Origin of the sequence: Siminovitchia sp. FSL H7-0308, from assembly GCF_037980985.1 — a bacterium.
GTDB lineage: Bacteria > Bacillota > Bacilli > Bacillales > Bacillaceae_C > Siminovitchia > Siminovitchia thermophila.
Map to the genome: position 1 here is coordinate 1864375 of NZ_CP150282.1, position 14720 is coordinate 1879094.

Consider the following 14720-nt stretch of genomic DNA (forward strand, 5'->3'; position numbering starts at 1 on the left):
AACATAGCAGCTTTCAAAAAATAGTAGATGACAAAGTAACAATAAGCATACCGTCTACTAATTAACAGTACGAGTTATTTCAGATCCATTAACGGTTAAAAATGGGCGGTGATTGACCTGGAAATGGTAACATTGCTCATAGTAAAAATGACATTGAGCAATTAAGCGACGATGTTAAAGAATTTTATTTGCTTTATAACTCTATTAGTGAAGAAAATTCAGGTCATTTAAATGAAGAAGATGTTTTGGCAGTTGTGGTGAAATCCTCGAAGTAGTAGGAAACAGTACACCCAGTGGCAATTATACGCTTATTCAGTTATTGGATCCTAAATATTATAAATTTTCTAATCATTGGTATTCATGGGACTGGATGGAGCATTGCCATTGCAGTGCTAAAAAATTGGGGAAAGAGCCCAACGTGGGTTACTTTGAGGATTGCAGCAGTACCAGCTTTGGAGCAGCTGGGCTTAAAGCCTGTAAATTGAAAAGGGAAAGGTGTCATTCTCCACTTGCTTTCTTTATTACATGATCGTCGGACCAACCTCCATTTGACTTGTTTACAGTTGTTCAGGTTCCCTTCGCTTTTATGTCTATGATGATTCATATTTTCCTCCAATTGTTCAGATCCTATATCATTTTTATGAAGATGTACCTAATACCAAGGGTAACTTTTGTATGACGCAAAAGCAACATGCCAATGTTTTTCATTGGAATTACTTTGTAGGATCATCAGCAAAAAATGAAGAAATTCCTTAACCGAATTCCTTCATTTTTTTTGGGAAGAAAGGGCGCCCAGTCCTCTCCCTGCACCATTTCATATTTATTATCAAACCTTTATTACAAAATTGGCCGCCTAACATGAATTCGGCTCAAAGTTTAAAAATGCGGGGTCAAGCTTTTTCACACATTTTTTTTGGTTCAAATGACCGTTATTGTGTGGACATTTGAACCAAAATCTTTGTCATTAATGCCGAAATATTGATAAGGGGATCATTCAACTGTTTGACCTTTGATTTAAATCCGTATCCACATAAAGGTCGCTGCGTGTTTTACCAACATGAAGCTCAATGGGCAATACCGAATCATGTCGGCCTTTCGGTTTTATGTCTTTAATGATTCATATTTCCTCCGTTTGCATAGCCCCATGATTAGCAGGCTCATCGGTGTTTGAATTCATATTTGCATATAGACTGTAGCCCGCGATCACTGCCCCAAGATAAACGATACCGGTAACGAGCCAAATCAAAACACTTCGTTTCATAGGTGTTTCCTCCATTCTGAATCCAAAACTAAGCCTTTAACTTGATTCTCTGTAGTCTTAGTGCGTTAAGCACAACTGATACAGAACTAAAAGCCATCGCTGCTCCGGCAAGCCACGGGGCCAAGAAACCGGCTGCGGCAATCGGTATGCCCAAACTGTTGTATGCCAGCGCCCAGAACAGATTCTGCTTAATATTGATGATGGTCTTTTTGCTCATGAAAATCGCATCGGCGATACTGTTTAAGTCACCGCGGATAAGCGTGATATCCGCCGCTTCCATTGCGACATCGGTGCCTGTACCAATCGCCATTCCGATATCAGCGGTTGCCAATGCCGGAGCATCATTGATTCCATCTCCCACCATGGCTACTTTTTTCCCCGCCTGTTGCAGCTTTTTCACTTCTTCTGCCTTGCCTTCAGGCAGTACTTCCGCAATGACATGCTTGATACCGACTTGTTCGGCGATCGCATGGGCGGTTGCAGTATTGTCCCCGGTGATCATGACGACATCCAATTCCATCTCTAGCAAACGGGCAATCGCTTCTTTCGATGTTTCTTTAATCGTATCGGCTACGGCAACGATGCCTGCATAACGGTTATCGACAGCCACCAACATAGCCGTTTTCCCTTGTTTCTCCAACTCCTCCATTTTTGGCAGGTGCTCTTGAATATGGATGGCATGTTTAGCCATCAACCTGCGTGTGCCGACCAGTAATTGTTTGCCATCGACCGTTGATTGTATCCCGAAACCGGGGATGGCTTCAAATTCGTCCGGTGAGCCCAGTTCAATCCCTTTCTCCTTGATTCCCTCAACAATCGCTTGGGCAAGGGGATGTTCTGAATTTCTTTCTGCAGTGCCGACAAGCATTAAAAATTCGCTTTCGTCCATACCTTCCGCCAATATCACATCTGTCAACGAAGGTTCCCCATTGGTCACTGTACCGGTTTTATCAAGAATAATCGTGTCTAACTGATGAGTCGTTTCAAGGTGTTCTCCACCTTTAAATAAAATCCCGAATTCCGCAGCGCGCCCTGATCCTGCCATGATGGATGTGGGGGTGGCCAATCCGAGAGCACATGGGCAGGCAATGACCAGTACAGCAATGAATTTTTCAAGGGCAACCGCAAACTCTCCCGGACTCACCGCAAAATACCACACAAGGAAAGTGACAATCGCGATCCCCACAACAATGGGAACAAAAATACCCGAGATGACGTCGGCCATGCGCTGAATCGGCGCTTTGGAACCTTGGGCTTCTTCTACTACCTTAATAATTTGTGCAAGGGCCGTCTCTTTTCCAACTTTGGTTGCTTTGATTTTTAAGAAGCCGTTTTTATTAATCGTTGACCCAATCACCGTGTCGCCAATGGTTTTATCGACTGGAACGCTTTCCCCGGTTAACATGGATTCATCAAGCGCCGATTGACCTTCAACAATTTCGCCGTCAACCGGTACTTTTTCCCCCGGCTTTATATAAACAATATCGCCTTGTAAAACTTCTTCAACCGGAATCGTCATTTCCTGGCCGTCACGAACGACTGTTGCGTTTTTGGCTTGCAATCCCATTAACTTCTTAATGGCTTCTGAAGACCTGCCTTTGGCCTTCGCCTCAAACAGCTTGCCCAAAATGATCAAAGTAATCAGTACGGCACTTGTCTCGTAATAGAGTTCAACCATATGGGCATCTGATCCAATCGACCTGATGCTTAAATACAGACTATAGAAATAGGCGGCTGAAGTACCTAATGCAACAAGCACATCCATATTGGCGCTTTTATTGCGCAACGCTTTATACGCCCCGACATAAAATTGTCCGCCTACAATAAATTGAACAGGTGTGGCAAGCGCGAATTGAACCCATGGATTCATAAACATGTCAGGGAGCCAAATGAAAGACGTAAACTCAAAGTGGCTGACCATGGCCCATAACAATGGAAAAGACAAGATGGCGGAAAAAAGAAACTTTCCGAACTGTTTTTCGATCTCCTTTGTCCGATGATCTACTTGTTCCCGCGCTTTTTCTTGCTTTTGCTCCAGGGTATAGCCAAGCTTTTTGATCGCTTCTTTCATATCGGGAATAGAAACCTGATCAGGATTATATTCCACAAGAGCTGTTTCCATAGCAAAGTTCACGGCGGCCTTATCCACACCATCCAGCCTGTTTAGCTTTTTTTCAATTTTATTGGCACAGGCAGCACACGTCATTCCCGAAATATCAAACTCGACTTTTTTAGTTACAACGTCATACCCCAGTGAATGGATTTTCTCCTTAAATTGCGATACATCTACTTTTTCCGGATCATACGTAATTTTGGTTTTTTCGATCGCCAAGTTTACGTTTGCTTCTTCTACGCCTTCCATCCTCTTCAAGCCTTTTTCAATTTTGGTTGTACAAGCGGCGCAGGTCATCCCTGATATTTGCAGCGTTGTTTCCTTTTGACTCACATTCATCACTCCCGATGCTCATACTGTAGTGGGGTATATTTCGTTCAATAAATAAATCGTGCCACAAACTGCACGATTTATTTTATTTCCTTTTGATTCAGATGGTTACACCACATCGTATCCCTGGTCCTCAATGACATCTTTAATAGCTTGCAAACTGATAGAATTCGCATCAAAAGAAACATCGACTTTTCCTTCATTCAGATGGACTTTGACAGATCGAACACCGTCCAGTTTTCCGACTTCGCCCTCAATCGAATTTACGCAGTGGCCGCAAGACATCCCTTTTACATGCAATGTTTGTTGTTCCATACAATCATTCCTCCCATTTGGTGGTTTTATTTTACATTACCCCTGTATGGTAATGAAATAACGCTCCAAGAAAAAAACAGTGTAAAAACACCACTATCATTTTTCCTTGTTATGGCAATTTTATTCCTTTCACAAATCAATTTACCATACCCCAGATAGGTATGTCAATAAAAATATGTGCCGGCATAACGGCACTGGCATTTTTTATAGGGACTTGGAAAAACGTTTAAATACTTCCATCAATTCTTGGATGGCACTTTCTCCGTCTCCATCTTTAACCGCATCCGCTACACAATGTTGTGTATGCTTTTCCAACAGTTGAAGCCCCACCTTATTCATGGCGGCATTAATGGCGGAGATTTGGGTTAAAATGTCCACACAATAACGGTCATTTTCGATCATGCTTTGAATACCGCGGACTTGGCCTTCAATCCGTTTTAACCGGTTAATCAATTGTTCTTTTTCTTTAGAGGATCGGTGTGTAACTTTAATTTCATCCGTATTGTTCATCAAGCTCACCCTCTTCTGGTTAAAATATAAAATACGTTACGGGGGTACCCACATTCATTGTACCATAAAATCCACCTGCATGTATTATTTGTTGATTCATCATCAATTTAAACGAAATCGGGCTCGCCTTTATTCAGTCAGGTGTTGTACCATTTTCTTCCGGGCGTACAAAAGGTATCCTGTTTGGATGCACAGGTAAATAGCCGCGATGATAAAAAAGTGCAGAGCGATATCAAGGTTTTTCATTATTCCGCCACTATCTGTCGTCATAATAACAATAAATAGGAACGCCAAGGTCGATCCAAGAATGGCGGGTAAAAAAAACAACATCATTAACTCTTGGGTAATCATTCTTTTTACTTCCTTTAAAGTAATCCCGATTTTATATATTTTTTTAAATTTTCCCTTCTCCTGCTCAATGTCGGCAAAAATATGTAAGTATAGGAGAATAAACGACCCAAAGAAAAAAATGATACTGATAAATGTCATCACAAAAAACAATATGCCATTGACGTTTTTACTGGAATGGTAGTCCTCCACTTTGGAAATAATCTGAAATAATTCTTCTTCAGAAATATGTTCTGTCCGAACATCAGTGATCGGCGGAGTAGATTGATTATAACTTGTAAACCGTTTGCCCAATTCCTCCACCGCATCCATGGAGCTTTCCCAGTTTTCTACATTTATTAAATGAATCGTTGATTCAAAACCTTTTACATTGTTTAGCAGATACTCCCATTCGGCATTGCTTACAACGAGAATGTCATTAAGTCCAAGATTAGAATTCATTTCATTTCTTATAATCGTTTCCTTCAGCGAATAGCTTATCTGTTTCGTTCCACTTGTCAAACTAATCCCTTCTTCATAATCACTATTGCTTTCTCCGTAATCCGGATTCTCATTCATAAAATACAAATACTCACGAGGTCCGACAGTCTTCTGATCGGAAGTTAATTGATTAAAATGATCCACTGGCATAAACACATATTGGTATTGCCAATCCCATTTTGTTTTTTTGTAATAGGTATAGACTGGGATTTCCAGGTGCTTCTGAACCCGATTTTCCTTCCGGTCCAAAAGCGAATAGACCTCTTCCATAGGAATATTATTTTTTGTTTCGGTTTGAATAAAAGCGATATCGTAAGGGTTTCTTTCTAACGCTTCTTTTTTGGCTGATTGGTAAAAAGCCAATAATACGGTGGTAAAAAAGAGGGTCACCATGATCATGACCGTCACAAGCATCAATACCGATGTCAATTGTTTAAATCTATAATCAAGGCTCGTCAAAAATAACAATCTGCGATAATAAAAAGGCTTGTTTCTTTTCGCAAGCTCGATAAAAAAGCTGGTAAATTGATAAAGGCTTAAGTACAATCCTCCCAATAACGTACCCGTCCACAAAAGCACGAGTCCATCGGTAGCCTGTGAAAACGTGAAATAAAAAAACAAGAGAGAACCAATCATGACCACGAACCCAAAACCGCCCAGCACTGGACTTTTCATCTTGATCGTTTCTGCCACCTTGTTACTTTTCAACGTTTGAATCACGTTGCGATGAAGCGTTCGAAATAAGGAGTATCCGACGGCTGTCGAAAAAACCGCTAAAAAAGCAATGAGCGTATACAACAGCATTTTCCCGCTTATATGAAAAGGAATTTCTTGCAATCCTACACTATTCATTAATATCAGAAAGAAAAGCCGGGAAAAGACGGCGCCCCCCAGAATGCCGGAAAAAATGGATAAAAGCGCAATAACACCATTTTCCAAAAGTAGCACTTTGGCGATGTCACGCTTAGTCATTCCCAATGTCATGAAAAGCCCGAATTCACTTCCCCTTCGTTTCATAAAGATATTGTGGGAATAGCCAATGAAAAAAATAGTAAAAACGACTAGAGCGACGGCCGGGATCATTAAAGCACCCTGTAACCCTTCTAATTTTTTTGCCTGTTCGATCCGCTCGTTAAAATACACAGTGGAAAACATGAAGAAGAACATAATGGCAAAACTGTTGCACAAAAAATAAAAGAGATACTTCTTATATTGAACTTTTGCCATTTTCCACACGATTTGATTAAAAGTCATGGGTTCTTCCTCCCAAAACGGCAAGATTATCCATGATCTGGTTTAAAAATTCTTTCCTCGTCCCCTTTTTGACAATATGGGAATGGATGAGGCCGTCTTTTATAAAGACCACTTTTTGACAGTAACTTGCGGCAAAAACGTCATGGGTGACAAGAAGAATCGTTGTCGAAAGGTCGCGTACAATTTTTTCAAAGCATTCCATGATCGCCGCCGCCGATTTGGAATCCAGATTTCCGGTTGGTTCATCGGCAAATAGGATGCTTGGTTCATTCACCAGCGCGCGGCTAACCGCTGTTCTTTGCTGCTGGCCACCAGATATGTGATAGGGATACTTGTGTAAAATGTCCTCTATATCAAATAAGCGGGCGAGCGTTTGCACCTTTTCTTCCATTGCGCCAGCGCTTTTGTGTTCCAGCACCATGGGCAACATGATATTTTCTTTAACTGTTAAGCTATCCAATAAATTAAATTCTTGAAATACGAAACCCAATTGCCTCCGGCGATACAAGGCTAAGTCATCTCCTGACATTTCACTGATGAAATGCCCCGCAAGCATCACTTCTCCCGAAGTAGGCCGATCAATTCCGCTCAATACGTTCAGCAAGGTTGTTTTGCCACTTCCGGACGGGCCCATGATTGCAATAAAATCTCCTTTATTCATAGAAAGGCTCACTCCGCTGAGTGCTGTTGTGGCGCCTTCTCCACTGGCTTCTCCGTAAACTTTCGTTATCTTGTTAGCCTCTAAAATAACCATGTTGCTTCCCCCTGTTTCAACAAACTGCCATCCCTCTACATCCTAATATACAAACATCATCCGATCCATCGCTTACACTAAAAATACCTTACAAAAATGTAAGGTAACGATACGACCGAAAAGGACTGCCACAGAAAATCAATTTTCACTGATTTTGTGGACGCGCCTGATCGATTCCATTTTCTTTTATATTATCTCTACGGATTTAACATACTAAACTGATTCACATAAGAGTGTGAAACGGACTCTTCATCGGTCCCAGGGGGTATTCAACCTTTCTTCACTTCTACTATAAAAAAATAGTAGCACAAATCCTGGCCTTGGTGGGTACTACTAATGTTAGTATGTTTTATTCCTGGTTATTGGTCAGGTTTTTTTCCGGATACGTAACGGATCGTGACCGTTGTACCTTCGGCAACTTTGGAGTGTATCATGATCGTATGGCCAAGTCTGTCCGCGATTTTCTTGCAGAGATAAAGCCCGATCCCTGTTGAATTTGGAAATTGCCGGCCATTTTCGCCCGTAAAAAATGGCTGAAACACCCTTTCCAGATCATAAGATGGGATGCCCACTCCTTCATCCGTTATGGATAATGTTGTAACCTCTTCTATTTCTTCAATGTGAAAAATAAGTTTTTTACTTCCGTTTTTTGCGCTTGAGTATTTGATTGCGTTAGAGATGATTTGGTCCAATAACAATTCGTTCCATTTCAAGTCGCTAACAATGTAAGCGGCCGTGCCAGCGAATTCAATGGAAGGAAATATGGATTGATAAATACATTCCCTTTTTCGGCCGTTGATTAATTTTCTCAAGGAAGCGAGTAAATCAATGGATTTTAATTCCAGGTCATTTTCAAAACTCTCCATTTTGATCATTGTCAAGCCTTGTTCGATCGATGTATGCAGCCGTTTATTTTCTTGCCGAATTTTTTCCAGCGCCTGAGCGGTTCCCGTTGCTTCTCCTTCCTTATGAATGATCAGTTCTATCACGGAAACAGGCGTTTTTAAATAATGCATCCAATGGGATAAAAAATACAACCTTTCCTTATTCTGTTCCTGCATTTCATGGAATGTGCCCCTATGTTCATGAATGGTTTTATGCAACAATTGCTGAAAGGCTTTTTGTTCTTCGGTATGCGGCTTTAACTCTACAAATTGATCCCTTAACATAAGCGCAATAGCACGGTTCGTTTGATAATAGCGGAGCCAGTCGATGATGAGATAGACCAATAATAAAAACACTGCAATGGATAGTGGATACAAAAATTCCGTGTTTGCTCCTTCGTTCAAATGAAAAAAAACAATCATGCATACCGTGTTCACCATATAAAAAACGATAAGAAGCGCTTTGTCTTTGAGGAATTTCAATAATATTTCTTTCAGCATCATAGTCCCTCATATACATCCGGATCCTGCAACATATAGCCCGCCCCTCTTCTGCTTTTGATCGTTTGACCTACTCCCAATTCAGAGAGTTTCTGCTTTATTCTGGCGATATTGACGGTGAGTGTATTATCATCGACAAAAGTAACCGAATCCCACACCTCTTCGATCAGCTCTTCCCTCGAGACAAACGCGCCGTGATGAGCCATCAACTTTTTTAGCAGTTTATATTCATTTTTGCTAAGCTCGACTTTTTTCCCGCGGCATGTCAAAGTCAGGTCTTTTGCATGAATACAAAGCGGGCCGGCACAAGTAGTTGAATCATCGTTTGTTGCATATTCCCCGTACACTCTCCGGATGGTTGCTTTGATTTTGGAGAGCAGTATGTCAAACGTAAACGGCTTCGTCATATAATCGTCAGCCCCAAGCTCAATCGCCATAATCTGGTCCAGTTCTTGACTCCGGGCAGAGAGGACCAAAATCGGAACTTTGGATTGCTGCCGAAAACTTCTGCACAAATAATAGCCATCATAATAAGGCAAGTTAATATCCAGCAAAACAAGATCAGGTCGGACTTCCGCAAACTCCTCTACTATATTCATAAAACTCTTTGGCTGATACACGACATATCCGTAGCGTTCCAAATGATTATGGATCAGTTCACCCAGCTGGACATCGTCTTCGATTAGAAATATTCTGTACACCGGTAATTCTCCTTTTTTTCAAAACCCGATATATAATAGTATCCCATATTAGATAATAGAATCACACAAACTCTATTATAATAGAAAAAAAGAAAACGACTCTGTTTTATGCGGAAATTTCCAAAGGACTAACATCTAGAAAGTACAGTAGATAGTCTGAAAGGAATTCGCGGTGCATTCTGAAATGGTTGATAAGGGACGCAAGGGTTCGGGGAAAACAATCGAAAATATTAAATATAATAAATCCAAAACCTCATTATCCGATCAAGAGTTTCATAAGGGAGCATTTGCCGTTGAATACTTTGTAAATTTACAGTTGCACTGTCCGTTTTGCTTACACTTAACATTACATGAAGAATATGAAAAACAGGTTTTTCAGGAAGAAGGCAAGGGTATAATGATATGATAAAACAAGTCATGTCCTATCTGTTTTTTAAATAAAAATGTAAGTTAAAACAGTAAGGAGAAGTCATAAAGCCACTGCTAAGTATGAAGTTTGTATGAAGGCGAAGGCTAACACTGAAGAGGTTTCCCAGCCTTTTCAATAGTATGACTTAATTTTTTAGGATCGTTTGCGAAAGTGGCCTTTTGACATGAATTTGGATACCTCATGTCAAATTGAATATAGTTCAATACTTAATTTACCAATCTCGAGTTATTTCCATTTGCTTTTTAAACATTATAAAATAAAACCAAATAACTCCGAAAATCGAAAGAGGTAATCCATTTGAAGTTTTTTAGAGCCCTTCTCATATGCTTGTTCATTGCAGGATGCTTTTTATATTTCCAAAATAAAGATCAAGCGGCAGCAGATGGCCCATCTATATTTAATGACATTTACTCTTACGTTGAAACGTTTAAAAACAAGCCGGAAATTGCCCAGCTTCTCGGTGAACTCGAAGATGGATTTCAGGCGCTTACTCAAAAGCTGAAAGAACTGGATTCAAATACGAATGAAAAGCCGGAACAGGAAGATGTGAATAATCCGGATCTCGAAACACCAGCCGAACAAACATTTTCCATTCATAATGTTGAAATTGGCGATACAAAAGAAGAAGTTGAAAAGCAGGTTGGAGCAGCCAAGCGCGCTTCTTCTAACGAATATGGCGTACAATGGCATGCTTATCATGAAAACTATCAGAACTTTTTTATGGCGGCATACGATGATCAAGGAAAAGTGGCCGGATTATATACGAATCAGGATTTGATTTCATCCAAACTGGGCATTAAAAGCAATGACACCAGACAATCCATTATTGAAAAACTTGGTGAACCGATCAAAGGGATTCAAAAAGGACTCGTCATGTATCAAGTTCAAAACAATGGCGAGTACAACATTTATGAGCTGGACAATAGCTATATTACCGTATTTTTCGACAAGCATGAAAACGATACGGTTACCGCTTTGCAAATCATCAGCAAGGATCTTGAACAGCAAAAACAAGATTTTTTTGCCGACGGTAATCAGGCGTTACAGGAAGGATTTGAGTATCAGCTCTTTGATCTTACAAATGCCGCAAGAGTTCAAAATGGCCTCTCGCCTCTTTCATGGGATGACCATGTCAAAATAACCGCACGCGATCACAGCGCGGATATGGCCAAAAACCGCTATTTTAGCCATGATAACTTGGATGGCCTTTCCCCATTTGATCGTTTAAAACAAGATCGCATCACTTATCAAGCGGCGGGAGAAAATATTGCTTCCGGGCAGGCCAGCAGTATTTTTGCCCATGAAGGATTAATGAACTCACTGGGCCATAGGGAAAATATATTAAGCACGAATTTTAACACTTTAGGAGTCGGGGTAGCCTTTGATTCCGATTCAAGGCCCTATTATACGGAAAATTTCTTAGGGAAATAATATGTCTATATAAAGTAAAATATGATCCAACCCAAAAATGCACATTTATAGTAAAATGCCAGCTCCTTATGCACCGACATATCTTAGTAATCTTTCCTTGTTCAAAACAGCATTCATGCTGATTGGTTTAGGATGTTTTATCGTTTCCCAATCAAATGGGCCGGTCATCTGTCCGACCATGACACTGCCCCCATCTTGATCCGCCACGTCCCATGAGTGTTTTGATTGGCTTAAACGATATAACCGTAAAAAATTTGAGAAAAATGCCCTATCGCTTTTGGACTCAAACAAAATAACATGTTGTTCGTCAAGCTCTAGAACTCATGAAATGGAAAAACCGATTTTCCCTACAAATAGGAAAATCGGTTTTTTACAAAGGGCAAGTCACTCTTTAAAAATGGTGGAAATCACCTGATCAGGCGTCATTTCACTCGTAATCTTATATGTGCCGGGACGCAAGCGATTTTCCACTCCTTTTTTCTCAACCTCTTTCGTGAATTGAAAGGCGTTCTCAACAATTTTTGCCTGTTCCAGCATTCTGCCGACATCGATGCTTGTCATGCCATCGGTTACGTTGATAATCACTTCATTAACGACTTCTTTTTGCGGTTCATTGGATGCTATTTCCTCTTGCGCTGCTTTTTTCGCTTTTTGCAAACTTTTATTATATTCTTCGGTCGTTTGTACCACATAGCCTGAAGATTCAAGTTCAGCCTTCATTTTTTCATCAGAAGGCTTGCTGGCGGAATCCGATTTGTCTTCCTTTGTTTGAGCTGGAGCTTTTGATGCCTCCGTTCCAATAGTGAAGTAGGCAGCACTGGAAATGGCGGTAGCCAGAAAAATGCCGGCTGCAAAGCTGCTCAGTCGGTTAAGTTTCATTTGCAACCTTTCTCCTTTCACTATTAGCTGTTATGTAGGGAGCAAGTATCTGCTTAATCTCGTTTTCCGTCATACGTGTTTTTTGAGCTATGCTTTCAATCGAATATTTGCGTTTATACAAATTGAGTACTGTACGCAAAGTTTCCCTTTCTTCTGAAGAAAGCTGTATTCCTGCTTTGTTGATCACAATCTCAATGTCATGCTCGATGTTTTGAATCATGTCCCGCAATTCATTTATTTCGTTCATGTTCGTTATGTGAAGCATATCAATTTCTTCTTGTCGGGCTTGTGACGCTTTGCGAGAAGAAGAAAAAGATATGATAAGCAACAACGCAGATACAGCAAACAAACCAGCCAACGTCCACTCCATCAGATAAAGTCATCCTCCTTTTGGGAATTTATGCTTGCTACAAATAATAATTATACATCTATCACGCCAATTTTTCGACTTGAATATTGTAAAAATGACAAAAAACACATGCGTTGGCAAAATCAACCTTATGAGAAAGAGCCTATCAATGGAAAACGGATCTGTTTTTTATAATGAGATTAATCTGTTACCGATCATCCAAGTCGGCTATAACCCCCTTGACGACAAGTTGTTCTTGATATTGTCATAGGCATTTTCTTTTTTTTCGATTTTGACTTTTCCGTTCAACTGTCATGTCAAAAACGGATTTTTTTAAAAACATCCAAATTAGCCATCAATGCTCTTAACCACAGTTGCCGCGGGCACGTCCGCCAGTAAGCAATCACCCTGCTGCAGATTCCCCCTATTAAAAGTGTTCTATGGACAGTCATACATCCTTTGACTGAACATTACGCGAAAATGCCTTAATAGTAGATAATTTCTTTTTTAAGTTGGCCCGATCCTGTTTCATTTTGTTCAACCGATTTGTTACCACTTTTTTTCCATATTCTTTGGGTGCGGAGGCGATTAAAATGACGTCTTCTTTATCCTTCAATGGCCAAACCCCCCAATAGTTTTTTTACAAAATAGCAATAAGCATATCCTTTCGCTTCCAGTATAGCATTGAGGATGTCATCTTGATAAGTTTGGAGTTTGTATTGATCCCATCCGCCCAATAATGGCAGATGAAAGCAAAAAATATAAGACCCCGCTTTAAATAGAAAATAACATGTCTTTTCCTCCACTGAATAGTAGAGTTTTTCATTATTCAGTTTATCATGGTACGTTTGTACAACATAGGAGGAACAATCATCCAAAGAAAAGCTTTCAGGAGTAGCTATTCCATCATATTCTATGCAGATCATGTCGTTATTCGTTTTTTCATATACTGTTACAGCATTTGAATCCATAATGGCACCTATGGATTCTTGATGATATTTCGTTTTTCTCGTAAATAGCTCAAACCCCGTCATCTGAGAGCGCAAGATAGTCAGAAAGCGCCTCCAATCCGTGATTCGCCCATTATCCAGTAAACTGATGAGTTCCAGGGAATTTTCATAGTAATCACCATACACTTGGACGTATTCAATACTTTGTTCAATTTCTGGACGAATATTTAACAATTGGATGCTTTCTTTAAATAAAGAAGAAAAATAGGCTTTCATATTAGAAACCATTTCAGTACCAATGGCACATCTTTCAAAATACACCCCTTTTTGTTCAGCATCGTATAAAAAATACCAAACATAAGCCTCAACATTGAAAGATTGAACATCCAAATACTGTTCTATTACACGTAACACGGAATCAGGTGCTTGATGATGTTCTTGTACATAGCGTTCAAGAGCTTTCAATATTTGAGGACGAATTTGTTGAAAATATGTGGTTAACACTTCATCAAATACATAAACAATTAAACGCTTCTTTTCGTGATATGCCCGCAAAAACTCAAGATGTGTGATTGTTTTTTCTTCATCCTCTAACATAGTGCCGGCTTTATCCGCGATAAAAAGAAGAAATATGTCACTTTTAGAAACATACTCTAAACAAGTCTGAACAGAATCTTCATGTATATATCTCATAGAATCCTCAAATCGTATAGGCTCATGCCCCATATGGCGGATTTCTTCAAATACAGAATTTCTTATGGGAGTCAGTGAATCTTGGGCAACAGAACTAATAAAAATAGTCGTCCGGTCCATGAATACTTCTCCTTCTTTTCCCTTTTAGGAATCTATTTACCATACAGACAAGAGATACCCGAGCTTCCATGCTTTGTTTATGAGCGGCAGCCAATGGAAGAGTTCCATTTCCTCTTCATCCACTACCTGTAATTGATTTTTTGGACATGCCCGTTGGCTTTTTCCGGATATAAACAAAAGTTGATAGAGTACTCGGATTGAATAAGGTATCAAAAATAGCTACACCGTCACGCTTACATGAGTACGCGAGTTGAAACATACATCCCGAGCAGTAACCGGTCATGCTTTTTGCCGCATTCATCAGCTCAACTTCGTTCTTTTCTCAAATTCTCCCATCAGTTTGGGGTTTATTCCAACATGTCGTATGGTGAAGCAGCCAGTGTCAGGATTCAATAACTTATGAGGAATTTCATTCCC

At 40.1% G+C, this 14720-nt stretch carries 14 protein-coding genes; 2 read left to right on the forward strand and 12 right to left on the reverse strand.

Annotation, left to right across the window (positions count from 1 at the left end):
- Positions 1-1117 precede the first annotated feature (1117 nt).
- The 8 genes from MHB50_RS08905 to MHB50_RS08940 all read right to left on the reverse strand — a co-directional run bounded on the left by MHB50_RS08905 (position 1118) and on the right by MHB50_RS08940 (position 9451).
- Entirely contained in the window at positions 1118-1261 is a 144-nt protein-coding gene (locus MHB50_RS08905; protein WP_339163277.1) for a hypothetical protein, read from the reverse strand.
- Between the two features lie 28 nt (positions 1262-1289).
- Positions 1290-3713, reverse strand: coding sequence for a heavy metal translocating P-type ATPase (locus MHB50_RS08910; protein ID WP_340085317.1), 2424 nt, complete (start codon positions 3711-3713; stop codon positions 1290-1292).
- A 99-nt stretch (positions 3714-3812) separates the two neighbouring features.
- A complete protein-coding gene (gene copZ / locus MHB50_RS08915; RefSeq protein ID WP_077113454.1) occupies positions 3813-4019 on the reverse strand; it encodes a copper chaperone CopZ in 207 nt (68 codons plus the stop codon).
- A 204-nt stretch (positions 4020-4223) separates the two neighbouring features.
- Entirely contained in the window at positions 4224-4529 is a 306-nt protein-coding gene (locus MHB50_RS08920) for a metal-sensing transcriptional repressor (RefSeq protein WP_077113455.1), read from the reverse strand.
- 129 nt (positions 4530-4658) lie between these two features.
- On the reverse strand, positions 4659-6611 hold the full coding sequence (locus MHB50_RS08925) for an ABC transporter permease (protein WP_340085159.1): 1953 nt from the start codon (positions 6609-6611) through the stop codon (positions 4659-4661).
- Positions 6601-7365 (reverse strand): ABC transporter ATP-binding protein, encoded by a 765-nt coding sequence (locus tag MHB50_RS08930; RefSeq protein WP_339163285.1) that lies wholly within the window; start codon positions 7363-7365, stop codon positions 6601-6603. The genes MHB50_RS08925 and MHB50_RS08930 overlap by 11 nt, the downstream gene beginning before the upstream one ends.
- A 359-nt stretch (positions 7366-7724) precedes the next feature.
- A complete protein-coding gene (locus MHB50_RS08935) occupies positions 7725-8753 on the reverse strand; it encodes a sensor histidine kinase (protein ID WP_339163287.1) in 1029 nt (342 codons plus the stop codon).
- The gene (locus MHB50_RS08940; protein WP_077113459.1) at positions 8750-9451 is read right to left on the reverse strand and encodes a response regulator transcription factor; all 702 of its coding nucleotides are present in this window, start codon (positions 9449-9451) and stop codon (positions 8750-8752) included. The genes MHB50_RS08935 and MHB50_RS08940 overlap by 4 nt, the downstream gene beginning before the upstream one ends.
- 172 nt (positions 9452-9623) lie before the next feature.
- Here MHB50_RS08940 and MHB50_RS08945 point away from each other — a divergent pair, with 172 nt between their 5' ends.
- On the forward strand, positions 9624-9857 hold the full coding sequence (locus MHB50_RS08945; protein ID WP_077113460.1) for a hypothetical protein: 234 nt from the start codon (positions 9624-9626) through the stop codon (positions 9855-9857).
- Between the two features lie 321 nt (positions 9858-10178).
- On the forward strand, positions 10179-11312 hold the full coding sequence (locus tag MHB50_RS08950) for a CAP domain-containing protein (protein ID WP_077113461.1): 1134 nt from the start codon (positions 10179-10181) through the stop codon (positions 11310-11312).
- 384 nt (positions 11313-11696) lie between these two features.
- On the opposite strand, the gene MHB50_RS08955 is transcribed toward MHB50_RS08950, so the two are convergent.
- From MHB50_RS08955 to MHB50_RS08970, 4 genes are all read right to left on the reverse strand, one after another.
- Positions 11697-12191 carry an endolytic transglycosylase MltG gene (locus MHB50_RS08955; RefSeq protein ID WP_077113462.1) on the reverse strand — a complete coding sequence of 165 codons (495 nt, stop codon included), beginning with the start codon at positions 12189-12191 and terminating at the stop codon, positions 11697-11699.
- Positions 12181-12561, reverse strand: a complete 381-nt coding sequence (locus tag MHB50_RS08960) for a hypothetical protein (protein ID WP_077113463.1) — start codon at positions 12559-12561, stop codon at positions 12181-12183. Before MHB50_RS08960 ends, MHB50_RS08955 begins: the two co-directional genes overlap by 11 nt.
- Before the next feature lie 427 nt (positions 12562-12988).
- Positions 12989-13156, reverse strand: coding sequence for a hypothetical protein (locus MHB50_RS08965; RefSeq protein ID WP_171974005.1), 168 nt, complete (start codon positions 13154-13156; stop codon positions 12989-12991).
- Positions 13146-14303: a DUF4062 domain-containing protein gene (locus MHB50_RS08970; protein ID WP_340085160.1), complete on the reverse strand. Its 1158-nt coding sequence runs from the start codon at positions 14301-14303 to the stop codon at positions 13146-13148. Before MHB50_RS08970 ends, MHB50_RS08965 begins: the two co-directional genes overlap by 11 nt.
- Between the last annotated feature and the right edge of the window lie 417 nt (positions 14304-14720).

Excerpts from the sequence above, each read along its gene's own strand:
- MHB50_RS08905 (WP_339163277.1), bottom strand. The coding sequence starts at position 1,261 with ATGAAACGAAGTGTTTTGATTTGGCTCGTTACCGGTATCGTTTATCTT.
- MHB50_RS08910 (WP_340085317.1), bottom strand. The coding sequence starts at position 3,713 with ATGAATGTGAGTCAAAAGGAAACAACGCTGCAAATATCAGGGATGACC.
- copZ (WP_077113454.1), bottom strand. The coding sequence starts at position 4,019 with ATGGAACAACAAACATTGCATGTAAAAGGGATGTCTTGCGGCCACTGC.
- MHB50_RS08920 (WP_077113455.1), bottom strand. The coding sequence starts at position 4,529 with ATGAACAATACGGATGAAATTAAAGTTACACACCGATCCTCTAAAGAA.
- MHB50_RS08925 (WP_340085159.1), bottom strand. The coding sequence starts at position 6,611 with ATGACTTTTAATCAAATCGTGTGGAAAATGGCAAAAGTTCAATATAAG.
- MHB50_RS08930 (WP_339163285.1), bottom strand. The coding sequence starts at position 7,365 with ATGGTTATTTTAGAGGCTAACAAGATAACGAAAGTTTACGGAGAAGCC.
- MHB50_RS08935 (WP_339163287.1), bottom strand. The coding sequence starts at position 8,753 with ATGATGCTGAAAGAAATATTATTGAAATTCCTCAAAGACAAAGCGCTT.
- MHB50_RS08955 (WP_077113462.1), bottom strand. The coding sequence starts at position 12,191 with ATGAAACTTAACCGACTGAGCAGCTTTGCAGCCGGCATTTTTCTGGCT.
- MHB50_RS08960 (WP_077113463.1), bottom strand. The coding sequence starts at position 12,561 with ATGGAGTGGACGTTGGCTGGTTTGTTTGCTGTATCTGCGTTGTTGCTT.
- MHB50_RS08970 (WP_340085160.1), bottom strand. The coding sequence starts at position 14,303 with ATGGACCGGACGACTATTTTTATTAGTTCTGTTGCCCAAGATTCACTG.